At 70.4% G+C, this 24788-nt stretch carries 27 protein-coding genes and 2 tRNA genes; 6 read left to right on the forward strand and 23 right to left on the reverse strand.

The annotated features are described in order from the left end of the window. Nucleotides 1–12: 12 nt before the first annotated feature. The 4 genes from ABD830_RS37415 to deoC are packed head-to-tail and all read right to left on the reverse strand — an operon-like array spanning nt 13 to nt 3406. Nucleotides 13–870 carry an aldehyde dehydrogenase family protein gene (locus ABD830_RS37415; RefSeq protein ID WP_344998243.1) on the reverse strand — a complete coding sequence of 286 codons (858 nt, stop codon included), beginning with the start codon at nt 868–870 and terminating at the stop codon, nt 13–15. Beyond that, complete coding sequence (locus ABD830_RS37420; RefSeq protein ID WP_344998245.1) at nt 863–1057, reverse strand: hypothetical protein; 195 nt, start codon at nt 1055–1057, stop codon at nt 863–865. The genes ABD830_RS37415 and ABD830_RS37420 overlap by 8 nt, the downstream gene beginning before the upstream one ends. Next, the gene (locus tag ABD830_RS37425; protein ID WP_425567234.1) at nt 1050–2477 is read right to left on the reverse strand and encodes an aldehyde dehydrogenase family protein; all 1428 of its coding nucleotides are present in this window, start codon (nt 2475–2477) and stop codon (nt 1050–1052) included. The genes ABD830_RS37420 and ABD830_RS37425 overlap by 8 nt, the downstream gene beginning before the upstream one ends. Then, nucleotides 2477–3406, reverse strand: coding sequence for a deoxyribose-phosphate aldolase (gene deoC / locus ABD830_RS37430; protein WP_344998247.1), 930 nt, complete (start codon nt 3404–3406; stop codon nt 2477–2479). Before deoC ends, ABD830_RS37425 begins: the two co-directional genes overlap by 1 nt. A 198-nt stretch (nt 3407–3604) precedes the next feature. Here deoC and ABD830_RS37435 point away from each other — a divergent pair, with 198 nt between their 5' ends. Beyond that, complete coding sequence (locus ABD830_RS37435; RefSeq protein ID WP_344998249.1) at nt 3605–3751, forward strand: hypothetical protein; 147 nt, start codon at nt 3605–3607, stop codon at nt 3749–3751. Between the two features lie 130 nt (nt 3752–3881). Next, complete coding sequence (locus tag ABD830_RS37440) at nt 3882–6737, forward strand: ATP-binding protein (protein ID WP_344998251.1); 2856 nt, start codon at nt 3882–3884, stop codon at nt 6735–6737. Here the strand turns inward: ABD830_RS37440 and ABD830_RS37445 are convergent. The 12 genes from ABD830_RS37445 to ABD830_RS37500 all read right to left on the reverse strand — a co-directional run bounded on the left by ABD830_RS37445 (nt 6734) and on the right by ABD830_RS37500 (nt 13752). After that, a complete protein-coding gene (locus tag ABD830_RS37445; RefSeq protein ID WP_344998253.1) occupies nt 6734–7309 on the reverse strand; it encodes a TMEM165/GDT1 family protein in 576 nt (191 codons plus the stop codon). The two genes, ABD830_RS37440 and ABD830_RS37445, sit on opposite strands and share 4 nt — an antisense overlap. 227 nt (nt 7310–7536) lie before the next feature. Then, nucleotides 7537–8574, reverse strand: coding sequence for a UDP-N-acetylmuramate dehydrogenase (locus ABD830_RS37450; RefSeq protein WP_344998255.1), 1038 nt, complete (start codon nt 8572–8574; stop codon nt 7537–7539). 11 nt (nt 8575–8585) lie between these two features. Next, a complete protein-coding gene (locus ABD830_RS37455) occupies nt 8586–9596 on the reverse strand; it encodes a hypothetical protein (RefSeq protein WP_344998257.1) in 1011 nt (336 codons plus the stop codon). Nucleotides 9597–9697: 101 nt separating this feature from the next. After that, nucleotides 9698–10126 carry a MaoC family dehydratase gene (locus tag ABD830_RS37460; RefSeq protein ID WP_344998259.1) on the reverse strand — a complete coding sequence of 143 codons (429 nt, stop codon included), beginning with the start codon at nt 10124–10126 and terminating at the stop codon, nt 9698–9700. A gap of 1 nt (nt 10127) precedes the next feature. Further along, a complete protein-coding gene (locus ABD830_RS37465; protein WP_344998261.1) occupies nt 10128–10577 on the reverse strand; it encodes a MaoC family dehydratase N-terminal domain-containing protein in 450 nt (149 codons plus the stop codon). 184 nt (nt 10578–10761) lie between these two features. Then, nucleotides 10762–10926 (reverse strand): 50S ribosomal protein L33, encoded by a 165-nt coding sequence (gene rpmG, locus ABD830_RS37470; protein WP_019632658.1) that lies wholly within the window; start codon nt 10924–10926, stop codon nt 10762–10764. A gap of 71 nt (nt 10927–10997) precedes the next feature. Beyond that, nucleotides 10998–11071, reverse strand: a tRNA-Met gene (locus ABD830_RS37475). Between the two features lie 279 nt (nt 11072–11350). Further along, nucleotides 11351–11423: transfer RNA gene (locus ABD830_RS37480), tRNA-Thr, on the reverse strand. 39 nt (nt 11424–11462) lie between these two features. Further along, a complete protein-coding gene (locus ABD830_RS37485) occupies nt 11463–11693 on the reverse strand; it encodes a transposase (RefSeq protein ID WP_344998263.1) in 231 nt (76 codons plus the stop codon). Between the two features lie 72 nt (nt 11694–11765). Beyond that, nucleotides 11766–12293, reverse strand: coding sequence for a C40 family peptidase (locus ABD830_RS37490; RefSeq protein WP_344998265.1), 528 nt, complete (start codon nt 12291–12293; stop codon nt 11766–11768). Between the two features lie 86 nt (nt 12294–12379). Continuing rightward, a complete protein-coding gene (locus ABD830_RS37495; RefSeq protein WP_344998267.1) occupies nt 12380–13342 on the reverse strand; it encodes a GH25 family lysozyme in 963 nt (320 codons plus the stop codon). A gap of 50 nt (nt 13343–13392) precedes the next feature. Next, nucleotides 13393–13752 (reverse strand): P-loop nucleotide/nucleoside kinase family protein, encoded by a 360-nt coding sequence (locus ABD830_RS37500; RefSeq protein WP_344998269.1) that lies wholly within the window; start codon nt 13750–13752, stop codon nt 13393–13395. A gap of 239 nt (nt 13753–13991) precedes the next feature. Here ABD830_RS37500 and ABD830_RS37505 point away from each other — a divergent pair, with 239 nt between their 5' ends. Genes ABD830_RS37505 through ABD830_RS37520 form a run of 4 tightly spaced genes read left to right on the forward strand, consistent with a single transcriptional unit; the run spans nt 13992 to nt 16976 of the window. Then, the gene (locus tag ABD830_RS37505; protein WP_344998271.1) at nt 13992–14933 is read left to right on the forward strand and encodes an ATP-binding cassette domain-containing protein; all 942 of its coding nucleotides are present in this window, start codon (nt 13992–13994) and stop codon (nt 14931–14933) included. Continuing rightward, on the forward strand, nt 14914–15657 hold the full coding sequence (locus ABD830_RS37510) for an ABC transporter permease (RefSeq protein WP_344998273.1): 744 nt from the start codon (nt 14914–14916) through the stop codon (nt 15655–15657). The genes ABD830_RS37505 and ABD830_RS37510 overlap by 20 nt, the downstream gene beginning before the upstream one ends. A gap of 12 nt (nt 15658–15669) precedes the next feature. After that, nucleotides 15670–16173 (forward strand): NUDIX hydrolase, encoded by a 504-nt coding sequence (locus ABD830_RS37515; protein ID WP_344998275.1) that lies wholly within the window; start codon nt 15670–15672, stop codon nt 16171–16173. 17 nt (nt 16174–16190) lie between these two features. Continuing rightward, complete coding sequence (locus ABD830_RS37520) at nt 16191–16976, forward strand: inositol monophosphatase family protein (protein WP_344998277.1); 786 nt, start codon at nt 16191–16193, stop codon at nt 16974–16976. Between the two features lies 1 nt (nt 16977). Here ABD830_RS37520 and ABD830_RS37525 read toward each other — a convergent pair whose 3' ends face one another. From ABD830_RS37525 to ABD830_RS37555, 7 genes are all read right to left on the reverse strand, one after another. Continuing rightward, on the reverse strand, nt 16978–17502 hold the full coding sequence (locus ABD830_RS37525; protein ID WP_344998279.1) for a MauE/DoxX family redox-associated membrane protein: 525 nt from the start codon (nt 17500–17502) through the stop codon (nt 16978–16980). 197 nt (nt 17503–17699) lie between these two features. After that, entirely contained in the window at nt 17700–19532 is a 1833-nt protein-coding gene (locus tag ABD830_RS37530; RefSeq protein ID WP_344998281.1) for an ABC transporter ATP-binding protein, read from the reverse strand. Beyond that, nucleotides 19529–20026, reverse strand: a complete 498-nt coding sequence (locus ABD830_RS37535) for a hypothetical protein (protein WP_344998283.1) — start codon at nt 20024–20026, stop codon at nt 19529–19531. The genes ABD830_RS37530 and ABD830_RS37535 overlap by 4 nt, the downstream gene beginning before the upstream one ends. Nucleotides 20027–20093: 67 nt before the next feature. Next, nucleotides 20094–20288 (reverse strand): hypothetical protein, encoded by a 195-nt coding sequence (locus tag ABD830_RS37540; protein WP_344998285.1) that lies wholly within the window; start codon nt 20286–20288, stop codon nt 20094–20096. 74 nt (nt 20289–20362) lie between these two features. Further along, nucleotides 20363–23248, reverse strand: a complete 2886-nt coding sequence (locus ABD830_RS37545; protein ID WP_344998287.1) for an AfsR/SARP family transcriptional regulator — start codon at nt 23246–23248, stop codon at nt 20363–20365. A gap of 10 nt (nt 23249–23258) precedes the next feature. Continuing rightward, nucleotides 23259–23714, reverse strand: a complete 456-nt coding sequence (locus tag ABD830_RS37550; RefSeq protein ID WP_344998289.1) for a S26 family signal peptidase — start codon at nt 23712–23714, stop codon at nt 23259–23261. Nucleotides 23715–23753: 39 nt separating this feature from the next. Next, nucleotides 23754–24731: a helix-turn-helix transcriptional regulator gene (locus tag ABD830_RS37555; RefSeq protein ID WP_344998291.1), complete on the reverse strand. Its 978-nt coding sequence runs from the start codon at nt 24729–24731 to the stop codon at nt 23754–23756. Nucleotides 24732–24788 lie beyond the last annotated feature (57 nt).

Raw genomic sequence — 24788 nt, forward strand, 5'->3', positions numbered from 1 at the left:
CGAACGTACGGCTCAGATCCCGACCGGATGCCAGACGGTCTTGGTCTCCAGGAACCGGGTCATCCGGCCGGTCCCCGGATCGGCCGCCCAGTCCGCGCGGGAGGGGCGCAGGACGCGCTTGAGGTTCTCGGCCGCCGCCTGCTCGCAGCTCAGCGCCAGGTCGGCGTCCTCGACCCCGGTCAGGTCGAGCGCGTTGACGTCCATGTGGGCCGCCAGCCAGGGCGCCAGCTCGGCCTGGTGCCCGGTGAGGATGTTCACGACGCCACCCGGCAGGTCGGACGTGGCCAGGACCTCCGCCAGCGTGATCGACGCCAGCGGCGAGGGCTCGGACGCCACGACGACGCACGTGTTGCCCGTCACGATCACGGGCGCCACCACCGAGACCAGCCCGAGCAGCGGATCGGCGGGCGCGATCACGGCCACCACGCCGGTCGGCTCGGGCGAGGACAGGTTGAAGTAAGGACCCGCCACCGGATTGGCCGCACCGTGCACCGCGGCGATCTTGTCGGACCATCCCGCGTACCAGACCAGCCGGTCCACCGCGGCGTCCACCTGCTCAAGAGCCGCCTTCTTACCGCCCTGTTTGAGCGGGGCCAGTTCCTCGGCGAACTGCCCGCGCCGCCCCTCCAGCATCTCGGCGACGCGGTAGAGGATCTGTCCCCTGTTGTACGGCGTCGCACCCGACCAGCCGGGGAAGGCCTTGCGCGCGGCCACCACGGCGTCGCGGGCGTCCTTGCGGGAAGCGCGGGACGCGTTGGCGAGGAACTCGCCCTTGGCCGAGGTCACGGCGTAGGACCTCCCACTCTCCGAGCGCGGGAACGCCCCTCCGATGTACAGCTTGTAGGTCTTTCTGACGGACAACCTACTCATCGCCCCGCCCTCTCCACGTGGACTCCTGCGACATCTGGACCGGCACGAAGACCTGGTGACACCGGCTCACGCCGCAGCGGTGGGCGTACCAGCCGGTGCGTACGGGCCGCCCGGCCCTGGCGAAGGCGTGGCCCCTGGTGGCCTGCGCCCGCCGCCTGGCGCGACGGGGACGGCGATGATCACACATCGAGGTACGCCTCCAAGCCGTGCAGCCCGCCCTCGCGGCCGTAGCCGGATTCCTTGTAGCCGCCGAACGGCGAGGCGGGGTCGAACTTGTTGAACGTGTTGGCCCACACGACCCCGGCCCGGAGCCTGTCGGCCATCCACAGGATGCGCGAGCCCTTCTCGGTCCAGATGCCGGCCGACAGCCCGTACGGGGTGTTGTTGGCCTTCTCCACAGCCTCGGCGGGCGTGCGGAAGGTCAGCACGGACAGCACGGGCCCGAAGATCTCGTCCCGGGCGATGGTGTGCGACTGCGCGACCCCGGTGAACACGGTCGGCGGGAACCAGAACCCGCGCTCGGGCAGCTCGCACGCGGGCGACCAGCGCTCGGCCCCCTCCGCCTCGCCGATCTGCGACAGCTCCTTGATCTTGGCGAGCTGCTCGGCGGAGTTGATCGCGCCGACGTCGGTGTTCTTGTCCAGCGGATCGCCCACCCGCAGCGTGGCCAGCCGGCGCTTGAGCGAGGCCAGCAGCTCCTCCTGGACGGACTCCTGAACCAGCAGCCGCGACCCGGCGCAGCACACATGCCCCTGGTTGAAGAAGATCCCGTTGACGATCCCCTCCACGGCCTGGTCGATGGCGGCGTCCTCGAACACGATGTTGGCCGCCTTGCCGCCCAGCTCCAGGGTCAGCTTCTTGTCGGTGCCCGCCACGGCCCTGGCGATGAGGCGGCCGACCTCGGTCGAGCCGGTGAAAGCCACCTTGTCGACATCGGGATGGCCCACCACGGCCGCGCCGGTCTCACCCGCGCCGGTGACGATGTTCACCACACCGGGCGGCAGGTCGGCCTGCCGGCAGATGTCGGCGAACAGCAGCGCGGTCAGCGGGGTCGTCTCGGCCGGCTTGAGCACCACCGTGTTACCGCAGGCCAGCGCCGGAGCGATCTTCCAGGCCAGCATGAGCAGCGGGAAGTTCCACGGGATCACCTGCCCGGCCACCCCCAGCGGCTTCGTCCCGAACCCCGCGTACTGGAGTTTGTCCGCCCAGCCCGCGTAGTAGAAGAAGTGGGCCGCCACCAGCGGCAGGTCCACATCACGCGACTCACGGATCGGCTTGCCGTTGTCGAGCGACTCCAGCACGGCCAGCTCCCGGGCCCGCTCCTGGATGATCCGCGCGATACGGAAGAGATATTTGGCCCGCTCGGCGCCGGGCAGCGCGCTCCAGACGCCGAACGCCTTGCGCGCGGCCTGCACGGCCCGGTCGACGTCGTCGGTGGAGGCGGTGGCGACCTCGGCCAGTGTCTCCTCGGTCGCCGGGTTGATCGTCTTGAACGGGGTGCCGGAGCCGTCGGTGAACTCGCCGTCGATGAACAGTCCGTACGACGGCTTGATGTCGACGATGTCGCGCGACTCGGGCGCGGGTGCGTACTCGAAGATCGCCATCATCAGTCCAGGGTGAAGTAGTCGGGGCCGGCATAGCGGCCGGTGGCCAGCTTCTGACGCTGCATGAGCAGGTCGTTCAGCAGCGAGGAAGCGCCCAGCCGGAACCACTCGGAGCTCAGCCAGTCATCGCCGGCCGTCTCGTGGACCAGGACGAGGTTCTTGATGGCGTCCTTGGTCGTGCGGATGCCGCCCGCGGGCTTCACGCCCACCTGGCGGCCGGTCGCCTCGCGGAAGTCGCGCACCGCCTCCAGCATGACCAGCGTCACCGGCAGGGTCGCGGCCGGTGACACCTTGCCCGTGGAGGTCTTGATGAAGTCGGCGCCCGCCAGCATCGCCAGCCACGACGCCCGCCGCACGTTGTCGTAGGTGGCCAGCTCACCGGTCTCCAGGATCACCTTCAGATGCGCCGGGCCGCACGCGGCCTTGACCGCGACGATCTCCTCGAACACCTTCATGTACCGGCCGGACAGGAACGCGCCGCGGTCGATCACCATGTCGATCTCGTCGGCGCCCGCGGCCACCGCCAGCGCGGTGTCGCTCACCTTGACCTCCAGGGACGAGCGCCCGCTCGGGAACGCCGTGGCCACCGAGGCCACCTTCACCCCCGAACCGCGCACCGCCTCGGCGGCCACCTCCACCAGGTCGGGATAGACGCACACGGCCGCCACCTGGGGAGCGCCGCCGCCGGGACGCACGGCCTTGGTGCACATCGCGCGCACCTTGCCGGCCGTGTCCGCCCCTTCAAGAGTCGTCAGGTCGACCATGGAGATGGCCAGGTCGATCGCCTGTGCCTTGGCCGTGGTCTTGATCGAACGGGTGCCCAGCATCGCCGCCCGCTGGTCCGCGCCGACCCGGTCAACCCCGGGCAGGCCGTGCAGGAAAGCTCGCAGCGCCGCGTCGGACGAGGCGACGTCCGCGAGCGAGGTAGTCACAGTTGACACCATCACAGCATCGCCGACCAGGGCCGTGAGCTCCAAACCGGACCGCCTTAGGCGGCCTGCGCCCAGGCCTTAGGCATGCCGTACGCGTCCGCGTACCGGAGATAAGGCATCCACCCGATGTGGGAGGCGGGGCCTTAGACCGAGTCTTAAAGGTGTCAGCAAGAAGCACGAAATTTCAGGAGAAACACCATGAATCCCGAGATCGAGTTCGAGCTCATGAAGACCCACATGAGCGAGCTCCACAGGGCCGCCGCCGACCACCGGCGCGTACGAGAGGCCGAGCGTGCCAACAAGTCCGAGCGCCGCTCGGTCTTCGGCAAGCGCCGTTCCTCATGACCGCCACACGAGAGCCCGGCCACCACGTCCCTCGTGGCCGGGCCTCGATGCCTCCGTAGAGGATGCCTCGGCAAAGACACACCCATAAAAGCGTCGAAAGCAATCGAACGGGCATGACATGCTGGATGACATGCGGGGACGTTCTGTCAGTCCCGTCTTCGTCGGGCGGGCAGAGGAGCTGGCGGCTCTGTCCGACAGCTTTGACGAGGCACGTAAGGGGACGGTGACGTCCGTCCTGCTGGGCGGCGAGGCCGGGGTCGGCAAGACCAGGCTCGTCCAGCGTTTCGCCGAGCAGTGCCAGGCCGACGGCGCGCACGTGCTGTTCGGCGCGTGCGTCGAGCTGTCCACCGAGGGTCTGGCCTACGCGCCGTTCACCGCCGCGCTCCGGCAGCTCGTCAGAGAGCAGGGGCCGGCCGCCGTCGCCGCGCTGCTGCCCGGCGGGGCGGAGCGCGATCTCGCCCGGCTGTTGCCCGAGTTCGGCGAGCCCAGCGGCGACGGCGAGACCGACACCGGGCGCGCCCGGCTCTTCGAGCAGTTCCTCACCCTCCTCGAACGCCTCGCCGACGCCCGTCCCACCGTCCTCGTCATCGAGGACATCCACTGGGCCGACAGGTCCAGCCGCGACCTCATCGCCTTCCTCAGCCGCAACCTGCACGCCCCGCAGGTGCTGATCGTGATGACCTACCGCTCCGACGACCTGCACCGCCAGCACCCCCTCCGGCCGGTGCTGGCCGAGCTGGGCAGGGTCAACGGCGTGCACCGGCTCGACCTGCCCCGCCTGTCGAGGGACGAGGTCGCCCAGCAGATGGCCGGTATCCTCGGCGAGGTCCCCGAATACGGCAAGGCCGTGAAGGTCTACGAGCGCAGCGAGGGCATCCCGCTGTTCGTGGAGGCCCTGCTGGAGTGCGGGGTGGACTGCGCGTTCCCCGAGTCCATGCAGGACCTCATCCTCAGCTCCGTCGAGCAGTTGCCGGAGGAGACCCAGCGCGTGCTGCGCGTGGCCGCCGCCGGCGGCATCCGGGTCAGCCACAACCTGCTGGCCGCCGTGAGCGGCCTGTCCGACGTCGAGCTGGAGACCGCGCTGCGCCCCGCCATCGCGCGCAACGTCCTGCAGATCGCCGACAACCGCGCGTACGTCTTCAGGCACTCCCTCATCCGCGAGGCCGTGCACGACGAGCTGCTGCCCGGTGAGCACCAGCGCCTGCACGCCAGGTTCGCCGAGGAGATCTCCAAGGACCGCGAGCTCGTCCCGCCCGGCCGCGCCGCCGTCGAGATCGCCCACCACTGGTACGGAGCCCGCAACGACACCTGGGCGCTGATCTCCGCCTGGGAGGCGGCACAGAAGTCGTTCAAGGCGTTCGCCTACACCGAGGCCGTCCCGCTGCTCGAACGCGTCCTCATGCTCTGGGACCGGGTGCCCGACGCGGCCGAGCTCATCGGCGCCGACCACACCGCCGTGCTGGAACGGGCCTCCGAGGCCGCGAACGCCGGCGGCGACGCGGACAAGGGCACCAAGTTCGTCAAGGCCGCCCTGGCGGAGCTGGACGAGACCGAGCAGCCGGCGCGCGTCGCGCAGCTCATCGTGCGCGGGGTGGCGTTCAAGAACTCCAAGAGCCAGCTGGGCGTCATCGCCGACCTCAGGCACGCCCTCGAGCTCGTGCCCGAGAACGGCCTCGATCGGGCCGACGTCGTCACGGTGCTGAGCCGCCACCTCATGCTGAGAGGCGAGGTCGCCGAGGCGAGCGAGCTGATCGCCGAGGGCCTGCGCCTGGTCAGGGAGCACGGCGACCCCTGCCTCGAAGCCGACCTGCTGATGAACCAGGCGCTCGGTCATTCGCTCAACGGCGAGACCGAGGCCACGATCGCCCTCAACGAACAGGCGCTGGAGATCGGCACGGCGCAGGGCTCGGGCCGCCTGATCACGAGGGCGATCGGCAACAACGTCGACTCGCTGGTGGACGTGGGCCGCCACGAGGACGCGCTGCGCCTGGCCAAGCACGGCTGGAAGCTGTCCAAGAAATACGGCCGGCTGCGCGGCAGCGGCCTGTTCATCAAGAACAACTGGGCCGAGGTGCTGGAGTCGATCGGCCGCTGGGACGAGGCCATCGAGATCCTCGAAGGCGCGCTCAGCCACGGGCCCGCCCTGCGCCACAGATACGCCATGCTGCGCGTGCGCGCCGACATCGCGCTGGCCAGGGGCGAGGTGGAGCTCGTCGAGAGCATCCTGTCCGAGGTCGGCGTGCTGAAGGACCGTCCCGAGGAGTTCGTCCAGGACATCATCAGCAACAGCCGCCTGCACATCGGCTGGCACCTGTTCCGGGGCGAGCCGGCGTCCGCGCTGGCCGTGGCCGAGCGGGTGCTGGCCCAACCCCGGCAGTCGAGCAAGGCCATGCTGAGCTGGCGGCTGCTCGCCCTGCTCCGCGTGGTCTGCGACGCCGCCGAGGCCACCGAGCCCGTCAGGACGGCGACGGTACGCGAGCACGCCGCCGCGGTGGCGGCCGAGCTGTCCGTCAGCGGCCCGGTCGCCCAGGCGTACCAGCTGTCCTACAACGGCCATTTCGACGCTGCGGCGGAGGCCTGGGAGCGCCTCAGCCGCCCGCACAACCAGTCCAAGGCCCTGCTGCGGGCAGCCACCTTGGCCGCCCGTGGTGGCGACCGCGAAGGCGCCGCGGCCCGGCTGAAGGTGGCGCTCCCGCTGGCCCAGGCCCTGCGCGCGACCCCGCTCATCGAGGAGATCGAGTCCCTGTCGCGGCGGGTGGGCGGGGTCCAGCCGGCGCAGGAGCCTTCGGAGCTGCTGACGCCGCGCGAGCTGGAGGTGCTGCGGCTGGTGACGCAGGGCAGGACGAACCGGGACATCGCAGCCGAGCTGTTCATCTCGGCCAAGACGGTGAGCGTGCACGTGTCCAACATCCTGGCCAAGCTCGGCGTCACGACCCGTGGCGAGGCCGCCGCGGCAGCCCACCGGCTGTCCCTGCTGTCCTCTTAGCTCATAGATACGAGGGCCTCGACCAGCAGCACGACGCCGAACACGGCGAACGCCGCCGCGGCGCCGTACCGGATGAACTTCTCCGGCAGGTGCTTGCCCAGCAGCCGTCCGACCAGGATGGCCAGCGCGTCCGCCGCCACCATGCCGACGGTCGAGCCGATCCACGTGCCGACCCAGCCGTGCTGCGTCGCCAGCGTGATCGTGGCCAGCATGGTCTTGTCGCCCAGCTCGCTCAGGAAGAACGCCACGGTCACCGCGACCAGGGCGTTCCTGGTGGTGCGCTGGGCCTTCTTCGACTCGTCCTCGGTCAGCTCGTCACCGCGCAGCGTCCACACCGCGAACCCGAGAAAGGCCACGCCCGCCACCACCGAGATGGCCGTCGTCGGCAGCGCGGTCCCGATGAGGCCGCCCACGGCGACGCTGAGGAGGTGCACGACGGTCGTGGCGATCGTGATGCCCGCGAGCACGGGCCAGATCTTGAAACGGGTCGCGAACGTCATCGCCATGAGCTGGCTCTTGTCACCGAGCTCGGCCACGAAAATGGCGGCGAGACTGATCCAGAAGGCTTCCAAACGATCCTCTTCCGCGCGGCCTGGGCCGGAGGCGGGAACCCGGGGAGTTTTCGGGCACGGCTTCGGCCCGGCAGCGTCTCGTCAGATGGCTACCAGGCCGAAGGTCTCGTCCGCCCGTGAAGGCCCGCGTGACCGGGCGCGGGGAAGCGCCAGTGTGTCGATCACGCGATTTGGGACTACTCCCCTTCGGGTAATTCCAACCAACCATAACAGCCCGCGGAGAGGGCCTATTCCGCCAGGGAGCACCCGACCAGCACGGGCTCGTTGACCAGCGTGACCCCGAACTTCTCCCGCACCCCGTCCCTGACCTCCCTGGCCAGCGCGAGCAGATCGCGGGTGGTGGCGACGCCGTCGGGGTTGGTCAGCGCGAGCGTGTGCTTGGTGGAGATGCGTACGGGCCCGCGTTCGTACCCCTTCAGGTAGCCCGCCTGCTCGATCAGCCACGCGGCGGGCACCTTGACGGACCCGTCGGCCAGCTCCCAGCGCGGATGCCCGGGAGCGCGGACCCCCAGCTCCTCCGCCTCCTCGGGCGAGAGGATCGGGTTGGTGAAGAACGATCCGGCGCTGCGCGTGTCAGGGTCGTCGGGATCGAGCACCATGCCCTTGCCGCGCCGCAGCGCCAGCACCGCCTCGCGGGCCTCCGCGAGCGGCACCCGGCCGCCGACCTCGGTGCGCAGCCGCCGGGCCAGCTCCTCGTACGCCACCGGGCCTGACGTTTCCGAAATATCCAGCGCGTACGTCACCGCCAGCACCACGTACCGCTCCAGGTCGCGCTTGAAGGCGCTGTCACGGTAGGAGAACCGGCACTGCCGGGCCTCCAGATCCACCACCTGCCTGGTGCGGCGGTCGTAAGCACGCACGCAGCGGATGGTCTGGGCCACCTCCTGCCCGTACGCGCCGACGTTCTGGATGGGCGTCGAGCCGACGAGCCCTGGGATGCCCGACATGCACTCGATGCCCGACCAACCCTCGGCCACGGCGCGGGCCACCAGCGGATCCCAGTCCTCTCCCGCCTCGACCGTGATCACCGCCTGCTCGCCGTCGCGCGAGACGGCCACACCCTGGGTCGAGACCTTGATGACCAGCCCGTCGAACCCTTCGTCGGACACGACGACGTTGCTGCCTCCGCCGAGCACCAGCGTGGGGACCGCGTTCATGTCCGCCTCGGCCACGAGGGACACGAGCTGCTCCGCCGTCGTTGCTTCGGCGAAGTCGCGGGCGGGGCCACCAAGGCGCAGCGTCGTATACGGCGCGAGCATCTCCATGGGCAACTAGCTTATGAGGTGCCCAGTCTTTCAAGCACGGCGTCGTAGTTCCGCTTGGACTCCCGCGCCTCGTAGTCGGGGTCGACGTCGGCGGATCCCACGCGCTCCACCGGCAGGGGCTCCTCGGGGACGACCAGGTCCCCGTGGAGGGCGAGCGAGAGCTCCAGATCGGCGTTCCTGCCGTAGTTGGCGTCCTCGGGCAGCGCTCCCAGCGCCGCGGACCGGCGTACCGCCATGAGCTCCCCGGTGAGCGCCCGCACCTTCCCCGTCGCCTGCCGCCAGTCGCCCTCCACGAGCTCGACGCCCTGCCGCCCGGCCGCCACGGCGCCTTCGGCGACGGCCGCGACCAGCGGGGTCAGCGCGTCGCCGTGCAGCACGACGTCCTCCTCCATGAGGACGTGCACCTCCGCCTCGTCGAGCCGCAGCAGCTTGGTACGGCACTCGCCCCAGGTCGCCGTGCCCCCTCGCCAGTGCGGCGACTCGGCGACGTGCCACACCGCCACCCGGTCCGGATAGCGGTCGGCCAGCTCGTTCAGCACGTCACCCGCACCCTGGATGTTGCCCAGGTCGAGGGCGAGCACGCGGGCGTTCGTGTGGTCGATGACCGACTGCACGCTCTTCCTGACGTCCAGGGGCCGGCCGTCGACCAGGATGCCCACGCTGACGGTGACGTCCTTGGTCTCCATGCGCTGACGTTCCAGGTTGACGCCGAGCTCGTCGAGGCGGTTGGTGGCCAGCGTGCCGTCCCAGGTGCGCTGGGCGTGCAGCATGGCCTCATCCGTATCGCCGTGCTGGCCGGGATCTCCCGAGAAGCCCAGCTCGGCAGCGGGATTGGCCTGGGCGTGCGTCCCTCTGGGCCGCACACCCGCCGTGCCGACCCCGGTCGCGCCCCCTTGGGCGCCCATACCGGGCTCGGCCTCAGCACTTGTGCCACCCGCCGTGTCCCGCCCGGTGCCGGTGCTCCCCGCCACCTGCTCGGCCCGGAGGGGCCGCAGGTGGGCGGGTGGCTTGGCATCGGTCACGGCGGAGACCGGAATCGATCGAACCGTGGGCCAGACTTGTCGCGCAGCTTCACTCATAGGTAAACGCGCTACCCGGGACCCGCCCGGAATATCACCCCCGGTCAGGACAGCTGGACCACCGCCCGGGCCTTGGACAGCACCCGCGCGTCGCCCGACCTGGCGGTGAGCCCGACGACCACCCGCTTGTCCTCGAGCTTCTCCTCCACCACCCCGCTCACCCTGACGGTCGCCCCCTGATCGTCATCGGGTACGACCACCATCGAGGAGAACCGCACCCCGAAGTCCACGATCGCTCCGGGATCTCCGACCCAATCCGTGACGAACCGCCCGGCCTGCGCCATCGTGTACATCCCGTGCGCGATCACGTCGGGCAGCCCCACCATCTTGGCGAACCGCTCGTTCCAGTGGATCTGGTTGAAGTCCCCGGAAGCCCCGGCGTACATCACCAGATCGAGCCGGCGCACGTTGTAGTCCACGGCCGGGATCTCCTGCCCTACCTCGACCTCGTCGTACTTCACCGTGGCGGTCATCTCAGCCGGCCCCTCCGCGCTCGACGATCGTGTTGTAGGTCACGCAGACCGGCTCGCCCTCGACGGTCGTCACGTCGCTCCTCACCGTCAGGAGTTCGTTACGTCCGGCCGTGCGGATGTCGGTGATCGTGGCGGTCATGACGAGCCGGTCGCCGGCGCACACCGGCCGGACGTACTCGAAGCGCTGCTCGCCGTGGACCACCATGGCGAGGTTGAGCCCGAGGTCGGGGTCGACGAGCGCCTCGCCGCCGCTCTGGAGGCTGAACACGATGGGGAACGTCGGCGGCGCGATCACGTCGGGATAGCCCGCGGCCTGGGCGGCCTCACTGTCGCGGTAGAGCGGGTTGTTGTCGCCGATGGCGGCCGCGAATTCTCTGATCTTCACCCGGCTGACCTCATACGGCGCGCCGGGCGGATAGGTCCTGCCCACGAAGTCACGGTTCAAAGCCATCAATGCTCCCTCGCGTCTTCTCCTGACGTGCTGAGGCCGACGGTAACAGAACAAGGTTCGGCTGTCGCCGCTGATTATCTTGTTTTTGCCAGGCGGGCTGTCCCCGTGCAGACACGACAAACCGGCGCCCTGTGGTCGGACGCCGGTTGTGCGATATGGAGGATAAGAAGCCCTCTTCGGAGACCTATCGGGTCTCGCGGTGCGCGCGGTGGCAGCGGCAGTTGGGGCAGTACTTCTTCAGCTCAAGCCGATCCGGGTCGTTGCGCCGGTTCTTCCGCGTGATGTAGTTGCGGTGCTTGCACTCCTGGCAGGCCAGCGTGATCTTCGGCCTAACGTCGGTGGCAGCCACTTGGGAGTGCCTTTCTACGTTCGGGACATGGACACGCCCGTACCCAGGTCGGTCGACCTGGGGATGGGCAGTAGCGGAGGCCGGACTTGAACCGGCGACACAACGATTATGAGCCGTTTGCTCTGCCTGACTGAGCTACTCCGCCTTTGGGCCGGTAAGGATCCCAGCCCCGTAGAGGATACCCGACGCAGCGAGCACATTCGTAACTCGCCCGAACGGGTGGGGTGCTCCCAGTATGCCTCAGGAACCCCCGACAACCGAAATCCATTAACCGCGCCGACGCCGCCCGCCCCCGAACGGCCCCGATCACCTCAAGCCGCGGCGAAGGTCAGCGTAGCAGCGATCAGGCCTCAGTTCGAGATCACGGGACCCTCAACACGGAAACACCCGATCCGATAGATCCCGGACCGGGTGTCAGTGTGCGAGCCCCCAAACGGAATCGAACCGTTGACCTTCTCCTTACCATGGAGACGCTCTGCCGACTGAGCTATAGGGGCCTGTCCGGCGCTGCGGACAGGTGTAACCATACACGGCACTCACCGATGATGCGAACTCGTTCGGGCCGCCGCGTGCTCCCCCGCCCGCCGCCGCGCGGGTAACTCGATGACCTCGCACAGATCCGCCAGGTCGACGTGCCTGGCCACCTCCGCGACAGAGGTGCAGTCGGCGACCATCCGCCCGTGCCGGCGCACCCGCAGCACCTGCCGACCGGCACGCACCACGCCCACGACCTCGTAGCCGTCGAGGCCGACCCATCGCCTGTCCATAGCGGCACAGAGTATCCGCCGGGTCTCTCAATTTCCGCCACGCCACAGGCGTTACAGACATACCGAATGGGTTCAGAGCCGGTAGAAGCCCGCGAAGTCCTTCCTTCGCGCGATGTCGTCCACGCGCACCTCGGCGCCGGTCTCGGGCGCGTCCATCATCTTCCCGCCGCCGAGATAGATGCCTACGTGGTGCGTCTTAAAGCCCTTTTTGGTGATTTTTCCGAAGAAGACCAGGTCTCCCGGTATGGCCGTCACCACCCGGCGCATGCGCCGTACGTGGTCATTGGTGTTGCCCGGCCCCAGCACGTCCGAGCCGTGCGCCAGGGCGTACACCCACCGCGCGAACCCCGAGCAGTCGAGCCCGCGCGTCCGCGCGGCCGGGCAGGGCTTGATCTTGCCGTGGTAGCCCACGCAGGTCCCGTTCGACGGGCCGGGCTCGGCGTCGTGGCCGCCGCCCCACGAGTACACGATCCCGCGCTGCTCGATCTCGTACGCGATCCGGACGATGTTCGGCGACACGTACAGCCCGAGCGGCACGGAGGCCGTGACGGCCGCAAGGACCAGCGCGGCCGCCACGGCCGCCGACCGCCACCGCCTCATCCCGACCCCCGACAGCTCGCCATGGCTCCCAGGAATCATCCTGCCTTATGGCGCTTTATAGCGCTTTATCAGGGTTTATCTGTCGTTTATCCAGCTCTAAGGGTGAGCTGCACCGACCCCACCGTGACATTCAGCCCGACCGTGCCCTTCGACCGGGACGGCTTGGTGGTGATCGTGAACGTCACCTTCTTGTCCCGGGCCAGCTCCCCGACCTGGCACAGCACCGCCGTACCGCTGAACTTGCACCCGGGCGCCTTCACCACGCGCTGCCCACCGAATGTCCGCCCCGACACCTTGATGTCCTTGACCGGGTGCGGGCCCGTGTTCGAGACGGTCACCGTGTACGTCTTCCTGCTCCTGGCCGCCCCCGAGACCGTCACCTCGGCCGGCGGGTTGGCCAGCTCCTGCAGCTGGGACTCCGAGCCGTTGAACGAGTTCTGGCCGCCGGCCAGCGTGCCCTTCTCCGCCGACTGCCAGAACGTGTGCCTCTTCCAGCTCTTCGGCAGCTCACCGGGATCGTCGCCCCAGCGGGCGATCCAGAGCGGGTTCGACTTGAACGTGCCGGAGTTGCCGGTGCAGGTCTGCCACCAGCTCGTGGTGGTGTAAATGATCGCGTGGCGTCCGGTCGCCTGGCGGTACTTCTTGGTGAAGTCCTTGATCCAGGTCACCATGTCCTCGGGGGACAGGTCGTAGCAGTTGTTCTTACCGTTCTTGTCCTTGTACGGGTTGTCCTCGATATCGAGCACTCCCGGGAGCGTCTGGCCGTCGCTGCTCCAGTTGCCGCCGTTCTGAAGGAAATAGTCGGCCTGGGTTGTCCCGTCGGACTCGTGCGGTTGCGCGAAGTGATACGCGCCCCGGATCAGCCCCGCGTTCGCGGCACCGCCGTACTGCGCGTCAAAACGTGGGTTCCGGTAGTTCGTCCCCTCGGTGGCCTGGACGAACGCGAACTTGGCGCCCCCCGAGGTCACGCTTTCCCAGTCGACGTCGCCCGTCCAGTTACTGACATCGACCCCGGGAACGCCGTCGGCCGCTTCGGCGACCCCGCCCATCCCTAAGACGGCAATTACCGCGAATAACCACAGACGTTTCACGCGGCAGATCATTGCGGAGCCTCACACAATTCCGCAAGTCCCGAAATATCAACTGCTTTCGACGTATCGACGCAATAGACCGGCCCGAGAGCCAACGGCCGCAGCGGCGCCGGCCACGGGCTCTCGAGCACCGCGCCACGCCCGGCGTTCGCCAGCAGCGTCCACAGGCTCTCCGCGGCGGCTGCTCCCAGCCGCCTGCTCCACTCCCGCTCCTCCATCCCGGGAGGGCGTTCGAGCATGTCGGCCAGGGTCTCCTTGAGATCGTCCTTGCTGAAGACGGGCAGGCCGAGCGCCCGTCCCAGCGCCCGCGCGAGCGTGGTCTTCCCAGCCCCGGGCAACCCGTTCACCAGCACCACCAGTCGGCACACGACCCAGCATGCTGCCAGAACCGGCGGAAATTCTTCCTGGCAACGGGAAAACCGCACTTCAGCCCCCTGAAACTCGCCGTCGAGCGCGACGTGGAGAGCCGTCGTTTCCGCAGGTCAGAGCCGTTTATGAAAGTCACGTTCGCGTTTGCCAAACCGGATTCGGGCTGCACAAACTGGGGTCGATCCTCAATCGCGCCCCCGACCAGGGGTTTCTTCGCCATGCCCGCAGGAGGGCGACCATGATCCATGCCCGGGGACTGACCCGAGTGTTCAAAGTCAAGAAGGAGAGGGTGGAGGCCGTACGCGGCATCGACCTGGACGTGGAGGCGGGCCAGCTGGTCGCCTTCCTCGGCCCGAACGGCGCGGGCAAATCCACCACGCTGCGCATGCTCACCACTCTTCTGCCGCCCACCTCGGGCACCGCCACGGTGGCGGGCCGCGACGTGGCCAGGGATCCGGCGGGTGTGCGCGCCCGCATCGGGTACGTGGGCCAGCGCAACAGCGCGGGAGAGGGCTTCCTCGTCCGCGACGAGCTCGTCACCCAGGGCCGCTGCTACGGCCTCGGCGCCAGGGAGGCGGCCGCCCGCGCCGACGAGCTGCTCGACCTGCTCGACCTCGCGCCGCTGGCCCGGCGGCGGCCCGGCACGCTCTCGGGCGGCCAGCGCCGCCGCCTGGACATCGCGCTCGGCCTCATCCACCGCCCCGACCTGCTGTTCCTGGACGAGCCCTCGACCGGTCTCGACCCGAAGAGCCGCGCGGACATCTGGCAGCACATCCTCCGGCTGCGGGAGACGTACGGGACGACGTTGTTCCTGACCACCCACTACCTGGAGGAGGCCGACAGCATGGCCGAACGCGTGGTGATCATCGACAACGGCCGGATCATCGCGGACGGCACCGCCGGGCAGCTCAAGAACGACCTCGCCGGCGACCACATCACGATCACCACCAGCACGGAGGAGGAGGCACGCCGGGCGGCCGACCTCGGCGGAGGCGCCGCCGACGGCACGACCGTGTGCCTTCGCGTCCCCAACGCGGCCGCCGCACTCCCCGACCACCTCAGAACCCTGGACGGCGCCGGCATCAAGGTGACCGCCGCCGAGACCGCCCGTCCGACCCTCGACGACGTGTTCCTCGCTCTTACCGGGAGAAGCCTCACCGATGACGACATTCCTGCGTGACACCGCCACCGTTTTCTCCCGCGAGGTCAAGCCGGCCGTGCGCGAGCCCGTCACCCTGCTCTTCGAGATGGGTCAGCCGCTGCTGTTCCTGTTCCTGTTCGGGTCGCAGCTCGACGGTGCCGTCGGGTCGTCGTGGCAGTGGTTCGTGCCGGGGATCCTGGTCATGATGTGCCTGACCGGTCCCATGGGCGCCGGCTACACGCTGCTGGTCGAGCTGATCGGCGGCTCTATGGAGCGCATGCTGGTCACCCCGCTGAACCGGACGGCGATGCTGGTGGGCCGGACCATGAAGGCCATGGTCGTCCTGCTGGTGCAGGCCGTCCTGATCATCCTCCTGGCCCTCCCCCTGGGCTTCGACCTGCACGCGGCGGGCGTCCTCGCGGCTCTGGCCCAGCTGGTCGTGTTCGGCGTCGGCCTGGGCTCGTTCTCGTTCGTCCTGGCCATCAAGTCGGCGCCCGGCGGCACGCTCTTCTACGTCGTCAGCCAGTCGATCCTCTTCCCGCTGCTGCTCCTGTCCGGGGTGCTGCTCCCCCTGGAGACGGCCCCTGCCTGGCTCCGCGTGCTCGGGTACGTCAACCCGGTCACGTACATCGTGGACGCCCAGCGAGCCCTCTTCGCCGGGAACCTGACGAACCCCTCGACCCTCTACGGCACCGCCGCCGCCTGCGCGACGGCCGCGCTCGGCCTGTATCTCGGCAATCGCGCCATGCGTCAGGGCGTCTGAGACCCTTGCTGGGTGACACATCTGACGGTCCCCTGGATCCCCGTACGCCACCGGCTCGAGGTGATCCTCTCCGAAACGCTCCCACCCCTGGACAAGACCACGTCGGCGTTCGCCTTCGTCTCGGACCAGACCGGCAGAACCCTCATGACCTGTGTGGACAAGGAGGGCCGCGGCTGGGACATCCCCGGCGGCCACCTCGAGCCCGGCGAGACGGCGCTCGAAGCCGCGGCCCGGGAGCTGTATGAGGAGACCGGCCTCCATCTGCCCCCTTCCGCCCTGTCCATGTTCGCCTGGCAGCGCATCGAGCTGCTGGACACCGCCCCGGCCGACTACCGCTACCCGCCGCTGACGTACATGGCGATGTTCAGGGCCCGCCTCCCCCACCCGGGCCCGCCGACCCACCCGCCGGCGGGCTCGGAGAGCACCAGCGCGGACTGGTTGTGGCCGTCGGAGATCAACCGCCTCTGCCCCGACCGCACCTGGCTGCACCTGCTGGACGGAGCGGACCCGCGCTAGACCGTTATCCTGCGCCCATGTCGATCACTGACGAGGAGCTGGCTCTGGCGGCGGCACAAGCAGGCGCCGACGTCGTGCGCGCCATGTACGGCGCGGCGCTGACCCGCTTCGAGAAGTCCGCGGGGGACTTCGCCACGGCGGCGGACCTCGAAGCGGAGCAGGCCATCCTCGACGTCATTCGCACCGCTCGGCCGGACGATGCCGTGACGGGCGAGGAGAGCGGGCGCACGGGCCGGGGAGGCGCGGAGCGCATGTGGCTGGTCGATCCCCTCTGCGGCACGCTGAACTACGCCGTGCGCACCATGCTGGTCGCGGTGAACGTCGCCCTGCGCGTGGGCTCCGGGATCACGGCGGCGGCCTCGGTGGACCCGTTCGCCGGCGAGGCGTTCTGGACGGACGGCACTCATGCGTACGTCCGCCGCGACGGCGTGGACGAGCGCCTGACGCCGTCTCCCGATTCACGGCTGGTGGAGGTCAACCTCGACCCGCCGTTCCCGAACGAACCGGGCTTCCGGGCCGTCCGGCTGCTGGCCGAGGCCGAGTTCACCGAGCGCTTCCGCCCACGCGTCGTCTCCACCACCCTGGCCGTGGCGTGGGTGGCCGCCGGTCGCCGGGCCGCGTACGTCACCGACGGCCATCTGCGGGACAGCGTGCACTTCGCCAGTGGGATCGCGCTGTGCCGGGCCGCCGGGTGCGTGGTCACCGGCATCCACGGTCAGCCGCTGCACACGGGCGCGGGCGGGCTCGTCGTGGCGGCCGACCGGGAGACGCACACCGCGCTGCTGAACCTCATCGGCAGGTAGCTCAGGACGTCCGCAGCAGCGAGACGAGATCGTCCCAGCGGGACATGAGCACTCCCAGAACGGCGCCGAAGACGCCGGCCACGATGCCGAAGCCGGGCTCGAAGGAGCCGTTCACCAAGGAGGCCCCCAGCCCGAGCAGGGCGATCGCGATGAGAATGCCGTTGCGGACCACGTGCTCCACACCCAGGGGCGTCGTGGAGGCGCCGAAGCAGCGGCAGGGAACCGCGGCGCCCCTCCGGACGACCATGATGACGGCGACGGTGAGACAGCCGAGCAGCCCCGCCGCGAGGACGAACGACAACGATCCGGCCCAGCGGAGGGGAATCACGGCCAGCACGATGACCCCGGCCTCGGCCACCGCCGTCGCCACCGCGGCCGCCGGCGCCTTCGCGTTGTCGATCACCGCCATCGTCCTGATCGACCTGACGAACTCGTTCCAGGCGCTGCGGCTGGAGACCTTGCTCCCGAGCGCGAGCGCGAACACCGTGAGCAGCAGCAGCCTGCTCGCCACATCGACATACTGCATGATCGAAACCTGCCACTTCCGAGCAGATCCGGCAAGAGTGCCATTGGCCGCGGAATGCTCCGTACCTCTCGTCGCCTGCGTCTGCACGACCTCATGCGCGGGTACGCGTCGGAGCAGGCCCGCGCCGACGACACGCACCCGGTACGGCGGGCGGCTACGCGGCGGCCGCCCCGCTGCCGGGCAAACGCCGAGCCTGATCATCCGATGTCGGCGCCCTCCCGGTAGCCGCTGGCCTGGGTCTCGAACAGGTGGGCGTACCGGCCGCCAAAGGTGATGAGCTCGTCGTGCGTCCCCTGCTCGACGATCCGCCCGTCGCCGAGCACCACGATCAGGTCCGCGTCGCGGAGCGCCCCGAGCCGGTGCGAGACCAGCAGGCTGGTGCGGCCGGCCCGGTGCTCGCGCAGCCGCCGGTGCACCTCGTACTCGGCCTGCGCGTCCAGGCCCGAGCTGGGCTCGTCGAGGATGAGCAGGTCGCGGCCCTCGCGCACCAGCGCGCGGGCCAGGGCCAGGCGCTGCCACTGGCCCCCGGAGAGCGTCACGCCTGCCTGCGGGTCGTCGCCGTCGGAGCCGAAGAAGATGCGGCTCAGCATGGTGTCGTAGCCCCGGGGCAGCGCCTGGACGGTTTCGTGCGCGCCGGCCAGCTCGGCGGCGGCCCGGATCCTGGCGCGGTCGGACATCGCCTCGAGCTCGCCCACCCCGATGTTCTCCGCCGCGGTCAGGTCGTAGCTCATGTAGTCCTGGAAGAGCACGCCCATCCTGGCGCGCAGCTCGGCGGGTGGCACGTCGCGGAGGTCGATGCCGTCCCAGAGGATCGCGCCGCGGGACGGGTCGTAGAAGCGGCACAGCAGCTTGATCAGCGTGCTCTTGCCGGCCCCGTTGAGCCCCACCAGCGCGACGGACGCGCCGTGCGGGATCGTCAGGTTCACCCCGCGCAGCACCCAGGGATGGCTCTCGTCGTACCGGAACCACACGTCGCGGAGCTCGATGCCGCGGCGCAGCGCGGGCAGCGGCTTCGGCTCGCCGGGCGTCGGCAGGTCGCCGGGCAGCGACGTCACCCGTTCGTGGTGGGCGAAGAGAAGCAGCGCCTGGCGGGCGTTCGCGGCGTTCTCCACCGTGGCGACCAGCGCGGTCTGCGTCCCCGCCACGGAGGCGGCGAACGCGGTCACGTCGCCGAGGGTGAGCCGGCCGGACAGGGCGGAGTACACCGCCCAGAGCAGCCCGGCACCGCTGACCGCGGCGGAGAGCGCCGCGAGCGCCGACTGCGTGAACGCCTCCCGCCGGTCCAGCCGTCGCTCCCCTGCCTGCACGACGGCCAGTTCGCCGAGCACCCGGCGCTTGAGGAAGTCGCCGAGCCCGAAGAGCCGGACCTCCTTGACGGCCTCCGCATCGGTGATCAGGGAGGAGTAGAAGATCTGCCGCCGGGCCGCGGCGGACTGTCCGGCGATCATCTTGACCCGGCGCTTCTCCAGGGACATCCGCGCCGCGATGATGGGCAGCGCCGCGAGCGCCACCAGGCCCGCCATGAGCGGGCTCAGCACGGCGAGGGCGGCGAGGAGCCCGGCCAGGGCGATGGCGTTGCGGCCGAGGTCGAACAGGCCGGAGGTGATCGGCCCCATCGCGCCGCCCGTCGCCTGCACGGCCATGCGCAGATCGTCGAGGAAGACCGGGTTCTCGAACCGCGACAGGCCGTGGAACCCGTTCACCCGCGTGTACAGGCGGTCCTGGAGCAGCAGGTCCAGCCGCCGGTCCGACTCGCCGCGCAGATACCCGGTCAGCTGCGGCAGCACCCCGGCGACCAGCCCCAGCGCGACGAGGGCGGCGACCGGCGCGAGCACGTGTTCCGGCCGCCCTGTCGTCAGCCCGTCCACGAGCAGCTTGGTCGCCCACACGGTGCCCGTGGGCAGCAGCCCGGACAGGAGGGTGACCCCGAGTTGCGACACCGCCAGCACCGGACCGGTCCGCCAGCACAGCAGCGCCAGGGTGGCGGCGCGCCGCAGCGGACCCCGTCTCCCCTCGGGGGACTCGGTCACGTGGCCGGAGCCACGGCGGGCAGGTCGGCCAGTTCTGTGTGCGCGGCCACGACCGTGCCGTCCTGGTCCGTCCTCAGGAACGTCGGGAACGCCTCGATGCCGACGGCGTGCACGATGCGGAGCGCGTCGTCGCCCGTGACCACGCTCGCCACGCCGCCCAGCACCTCGACCAGGTCACCGGCCGCACCGGCGTCACCCGAGACGACCGCGAGGGCGGTCTGGTCCTTGGCCTCCACGGCGAACTGCGGCGCGCGCTCATGACAGGTGTCGCAGCCGACGTCGAAGAACCCCACGAGCCGCGCTCCCGCCACGTCCCGCGGCAGCGTGCGCCCGACCAGTACGCCGGGATCGTACGGCATCAGCCCCGGCCTCCCCGCGAGGCGCTCGAGCTCGGCGGTGTGCTCGCGGAGCCGGCGCACCACTGCCAAGGTGAGCACCAGGTCGACCAGGCAGAGCACGCCGACCAGCACGACAGCGGCGATCAGAAAAGGCATCGGACAACCACCCCTCGTGTTCGGAGACCGGCGACGGCGGACGCCGCCGCCGGCTCACGTGTGCTACCTAGCCGCCGCAGATTCTGAACGCGTAGCAGGACCCACAGCGGGTCGTGCCGCCGGCGGTCGTGCAGATCTTCCGGAAGTCGGAACGCTCTCTGCAGTAGCAGTGCACGTACCACTCGGCGGCCGCCTTCGCGGACGCCTTCGGCACGAGCCTCTCGAGAATCCTGTCGCCGAGCTTGCCCAAGACAGCAGTCATGTTCGCTCCTTGTGTAGCGATGCGGTCAGGCCGAAACGCTATGTGGGCGAGATACAGCGGCCGATACACCCGGTCTACATCCGTGCGATGAGCAGCCTCTCCAGCACCGGATCCCGCCGCATCGCCGGATCGGCGAAGAGCTTTTCGGCCTTGCGGGCGTCCTCCTCAGCCCGCGGATCTCCTGACGCCGCGCGGGCCCTGGCGAGCTGGCGGGTGCACGCGGCGAAGCCGTACGCGTCACCGATCTGCGCGGTCAGCTCCAGGGCTCTGGACAGGTCGGCCTCGGCCGCGGCGGGGTCACCGTACCGCAACCGGATCTCGGACCTGCTGAGCAGCACCTCCCACTCGTCCTCCCTGTTACCTGTCTGCTCGCAGCGGACCAGCGCCTCGTCCAGCACGGCCAGCGCCTTGTCCCGGTGGTCGAGCAGGCAGTGGGCGCGGCCGAGCGCCGCCAGCGTGATGCTCTCGCCGTACAGGTCTCGATCGGCGTGGCGGACGGTCAGGCACCGTTCGAAGCGGTCCACCGCCTCGGCGTCCCTGCCCAACCGGAGCAGGACCTCTCCCAGATTGTGACCGACCAGCCCGGCGCGCTTGGACCCGTGCGCCTTGAGTATCCGCAGGCTCGCGCTGATATGGCTCAGTGCGGCGCTCAGATCGCCGGTTCGCATGCACAGCCAGCCGAGATTGTGCAGCGCCAGCCCCTCCTCCTCGCGGTCGCCCAGCTCGCGCCAGAGCTCGGGAGCCCGCCGCAGGAGGCCGTAGGCCGCCTCGGTCTGGCCGGCCCGCCATTCCAGCAGCCCCAGTGTCGCGAGCGTGGCCGCCTCCGCGCCTCGGTCGCCGTCCCGGCCCGCCACCTCGACGGCCAGCCGCGCGACGGTCTCGAGCTCGCGCCAGTAGCCGCCCTTCATCGCCATGGCCTTGACCAGGGCCATCAGCTCGATGACGAAGCGTGCCACGTCCGGTTCACCGCGCGCTGCCTGGACGGCCGCCGCGACCAGGCAGCGCAGCTCCACGTCGAACCAGCGCACCGCCGCGGCGGGGTCGCGCAGGACCAGGCCCGGATCGCGCCGCCGTGGCCTGCTTCCCCCGCCGGCTCGCAGGTGCGGCTGGAGCAGGTCGCGCATCTGGCCGCAGAGATCGAGGTACCAGTCCAGGGCACGCCGTACGGCCAGGGCCGACTCCTCCGGCGGGTCATGGGCGGCGGCCAGCTCGGCCGCGAAGAGCCGCAGCAGGTCGTGCGTGCGGAACCGGCTCTCGCCGACCGGCTCGATCAGGCGCGCCTCGACCAGTTCGTCGAGCGCGGCCTCGGCGGATTTCCGGTCGGCGTCGACCAGCGCCGCGGTCAGCTCGACGCCCACCTCCGGCACCTCCAGCACGCCGAACAGGCGGAAGGCGGTCTTCGCGGTGCTCGTCAGGGTCGCGTAGCCGACCTCGAAGCAGGAGCGGAGTCGCAGGTCGGCCGCCTGCAGCTCGTCCAGCCGCCGCCGCCGGCTGCCCAGGCGCTCGTTGAAGCTCGCGAGCGACCAGTCCGGCCGGCCCGCGAGGCGGGCGCCGGCGATGCGCAACGCCAGTGGGTGGTGGCAGCACCAGCGCGCGATCTCGGCCGCCGCCTCCGCCTCGGCGGCCACTCGCGCCTGGCCGGCCAGCAGCGCCAGCATCCGTACCGACTGCTCCTCGTCGAGCGGGTCCACGGCGATCGGCACGCCGTCCAGCGTGGTCAACGCCGACCGGCTCGTGACCAGCGCCGCACAGCCGCCGCCCGCCGGCAGCAAGGGGGCCACCTGGGCGGCGCCGACGGCGTTGTCGAGGACGACCAGGACGCGCCGGTCGGCCAGCAACGACTGGTAGAGGGCGGCCGCCTCCGCCGGCGCCGCGGGCACCTCTCCGGGAGGCACCCCCAGGGCGCGCAGGAAACGGCCGAGCACCTCGGGGGGTCGCAACGGCGACAGGCCCGAGGTCGATCCCTGCAGGTCGACGTAGAGGTGGCCGTCGGGATAACGGTCGGCCGCGCGGTACGCCGCCTTCAAGGCGAGCGTCGACTTGCCCACCCCGCCGGGACCGTGCAGCGCCAGCACGGGCGGCCCCGCGTCGGCGCTCAGCGCGATGTGGATCCGGAGCAGCTCGGCCGAACGGCCCACGAACGCGGTCGGCTCCCGTGGCAGCTGGCGTGGCCGGGCGCGCCCGTCGTCGGCGGAGGCCTCCGGCAGGAGGGTGGCGTCCCTGCGCAGGATCAGCTGGTGCAGTCTGCGCAGGTCGGGGCCTGGATCGAGGCCCAGCTCGTCGGCGAGGACCCGGCGGGCGGCTCCGAACGCGTCCAGCGCGCCGACCACGTCGCCGCTCTGGTACAGGGCCACCATGAGCTGGCCGTACAGCCGCTCGCGCAGCGGGTACTGCCCGATCACCTCGCGCAGCCGCTTGGCCGCCGTCGCGTGCCTGCCCAGGGCGAGCTGGATCTCCGCGTGCTCCTCCACGACGCTCAAGTAGTGGTCGGTGAGGCGCGCGACCACCTCCCGCAGGGTCGGCCCCAGCGGCACGTCCTCGGCCGCCATCCCCTGCCACAGCGCGAGCGCCCGGGTGTACGCGTCCAGGGCGCCACTGAGATCGCGCCTGGCCAGTGCCTGGCGGCCGTGCGCGGACAGCGCCTCGAACTGGAGGAGGTCGAACTCCTCGGGATCGACCCGTAACAGGTATCCGGCGTCCGAGGTGACCAGGCGCTCGACCACCGGGTCGGCCGCGGGCGGCATCAGCTTACGCAGCCGCATGAGGTACGTACGCAGGTTCGCCACGGCGGACGGGGGCGGCTGGTCGTCCCAGACCTCCGCCACCAATGTCCGGATCGGGACGACATGGCCCGCCCGGGCGAGCAGCATGGCGAGCACGGTCCGCTGCTTGGGCGCCGCGATCCTGGCCGGCGAGCCGTCGGCGTCGACCCGCAGCGGCCCGAGAAGCCGGAACTTCACCTCACGCCGCCTACAGGGCGGATCCGCCCAGCCTTCGCAGCGCGACCCCGAGCAGGCGATCGCCCGCGAAGAAGCCGCGCTGCCGCGAGTCGACACTATGGGGGTTGTCGCCGTAGACCACCAGCGAGCCCGCGGGCACGCGGTCGACACTGCCGTCGATCCCCGGCGGCACCGGGTCTCCCGGGAGGGCGACGGCGCGCTTGATGTTCCAGCGCCGGCCGTCCGTGCCGGGAGGTCCGGGCAGGATCTTCCCGGTGGGATCGAGCGGGGGCTCGAGCACCACGACGTCGCCCTTGGACACCTGGTCGAGCCGGCGCCGCCGGACCAGGACGCGGTCGCCGTCACTGAGTGTCGGGGCCATGCTCGTCCCGTTGACGGTGACCACCACGTACCGCCGGCGGGCCACCAGGGCGGCGGTCGCCGCCACGAGAACACCGGCGAGCAACCCCATGCTGATCAGCTTCATCGCTCACTTCCGCCGTCGGCCCTATTGATCTTCGTGTGGTTAAGATCTCCGGCGGCTCTCCGAACTGTCAACACCGGGGCTCTGTCGCGTGGCGGCGGCGATGCGTTCGGCCAGCTGCCGCGAGCACGCGACCAGCTCGGGCGGCCCCTCGATCGTGTACGGCACACCCACCGCGGCCAGCATGACGGCCAGCCACTCCCAGGAGTCGGCGGCGGTGACGTAGCGGCAGGTGTCGTCGTCGATCGCCTCCAGCGAGCCGGCCTGGGCCATCAGCCGTCCGGAGACGTGGGCCAGGGGGGCGGCGAACCACACCACGCCGTGGCACGGGCTGCCCTGAAGGAAGCCCACGGCCTCGCCGGAGGGCGGCTCCTGCGGGGTGAACGTGGTGCCGGGAACGGCGAGGCGATCGATCCGGTCGAGGCGGAACGTGCGCCAGTCCTGGCGGTCGGCGTCCCAGCCGAGCAGATACCAGTGGCCGCCGAACAGCACCTGCCGGTACGGCTGGACCCGGCGTTCCGTACTGCGCCCGGCGCGGCTGGTGTAGTGGAAGCGGACGTCCTGGTGCGCGTGCGCGGCGGTGCCCAGCAGCTGCACGGTCCGCAGGTCCAGCGGCCGGGCCACCCGCGACACGGCCTCGGTGGAGGCCGACAGGGCCTCGATCCGATGGCGCAGCCGCGGCGGGAGCGCCTGGCCGAGCTTGCGCAGAGCGCTGTCCGCCGCGGCGACGGCGCCGTCGGCGCGGGAGAGCGCGGCGAAGCGCAACCCGACCACGGTCGCCACGGCCTCGTCGTCGGTGAGCACCAGCGGCGGCATGGCCCGGCCCGCCAGGAGCTGGTAGCCGCCGCCCGGGCCGCGGAGCGAGGAGACCGGATAGCCGAGGTCGCGCAGCCGCTCGATGTCGCGCCGCAGCGTACGCGGAGAGGTGCGCAGCGCCTCGGCGAGCTCGGCGGCCTGCCAGGCACTGCCGTCCCGCAGGAGCGACAGGAGCTCCAGCATCCGCTTGCTCGGATCGGGCATTCTGCCAGGTTCGCACATTGTGGCCATGATCTGACCACAACCCTGCCTAGCGTCACC

Origin of the sequence: Nonomuraea helvata, assembly GCF_039535785.1 — a bacterium.
Lineage (GTDB): Bacteria > Actinomycetota > Actinomycetes > Streptosporangiales > Streptosporangiaceae > Nonomuraea > Nonomuraea helvata.

Bases quoted from the DNA above. Each gene is read 5' to 3' on its own strand.
- ABD830_RS37520 (WP_344998277.1), top strand. From the start codon at position 16,191: ATGTCGATCACTGACGAGGAGCTGGCTCTGGCGGCGGCACAAGCAGGC.
- ABD830_RS37495 (WP_344998267.1), bottom strand. From the start codon at position 13,342: ATGGGCGGGGTCGCCGAAGCGGCCGACGGCGTTCCCGGGGTCGATGTC.
- ABD830_RS37550 (WP_344998289.1), bottom strand. From the start codon at position 23,714: ATGAAGCTGATCAGCATGGGGTTGCTCGCCGGTGTTCTCGTGGCGGCG.
- ABD830_RS37555 (WP_344998291.1), bottom strand. From the start codon at position 24,731: ATGCCCGATCCGAGCAAGCGGATGCTGGAGCTCCTGTCGCTCCTGCGG.
- ABD830_RS37450 (WP_344998255.1), bottom strand. From the start codon at position 8,574: ATGGAGATGCTCGCGCCGTATACGACGCTGCGCCTTGGTGGCCCCGCC.
- ABD830_RS37435 (WP_344998249.1), top strand. From the start codon at position 3,605: ATGAATCCCGAGATCGAGTTCGAGCTCATGAAGACCCACATGAGCGAG.
- ABD830_RS37420 (WP_344998245.1), bottom strand. From the start codon at position 1,057: ATGTGTGATCATCGCCGTCCCCGTCGCGCCAGGCGGCGGGCGCAGGCC.
- ABD830_RS37425 (WP_425567234.1), bottom strand. From the start codon at position 2,477: ATGATGGCGATCTTCGAGTACGCACCCGCGCCCGAGTCGCGCGACATC.
- ABD830_RS37505 (WP_344998271.1), top strand. From the start codon at position 13,992: ATGATCCATGCCCGGGGACTGACCCGAGTGTTCAAAGTCAAGAAGGAG.
- ABD830_RS37510 (WP_344998273.1), top strand. From the start codon at position 14,914: ATGACGACATTCCTGCGTGACACCGCCACCGTTTTCTCCCGCGAGGTC.
- ABD830_RS37525 (WP_344998279.1), bottom strand. From the start codon at position 17,502: ATGCAGTATGTCGATGTGGCGAGCAGGCTGCTGCTGCTCACGGTGTTC.
- ABD830_RS37415 (WP_344998243.1), bottom strand. From the start codon at position 870: ATGAGTAGGTTGTCCGTCAGAAAGACCTACAAGCTGTACATCGGAGGG.
- ABD830_RS37490 (WP_344998265.1), bottom strand. From the start codon at position 12,293: ATGAGGCGGTGGCGGTCGGCGGCCGTGGCGGCCGCGCTGGTCCTTGCG.
- ABD830_RS37535 (WP_344998283.1), bottom strand. From the start codon at position 20,026: ATGCCTTTTCTGATCGCCGCTGTCGTGCTGGTCGGCGTGCTCTGCCTG.
- ABD830_RS37460 (WP_344998259.1), bottom strand. From the start codon at position 10,126: ATGACCGCCACGGTGAAGTACGACGAGGTCGAGGTAGGGCAGGAGATC.
- ABD830_RS37540 (WP_344998285.1), bottom strand. From the start codon at position 20,288: ATGACTGCTGTCTTGGGCAAGCTCGGCGACAGGATTCTCGAGAGGCTC.
- ABD830_RS37465 (WP_344998261.1), bottom strand. From the start codon at position 10,577: ATGGCTTTGAACCGTGACTTCGTGGGCAGGACCTATCCGCCCGGCGCG.
- ABD830_RS37440 (WP_344998251.1), top strand. From the start codon at position 3,882: ATGCGGGGACGTTCTGTCAGTCCCGTCTTCGTCGGGCGGGCAGAGGAG.
- ABD830_RS37485 (WP_344998263.1), bottom strand. From the start codon at position 11,693: ATGGACAGGCGATGGGTCGGCCTCGACGGCTACGAGGTCGTGGGCGTG.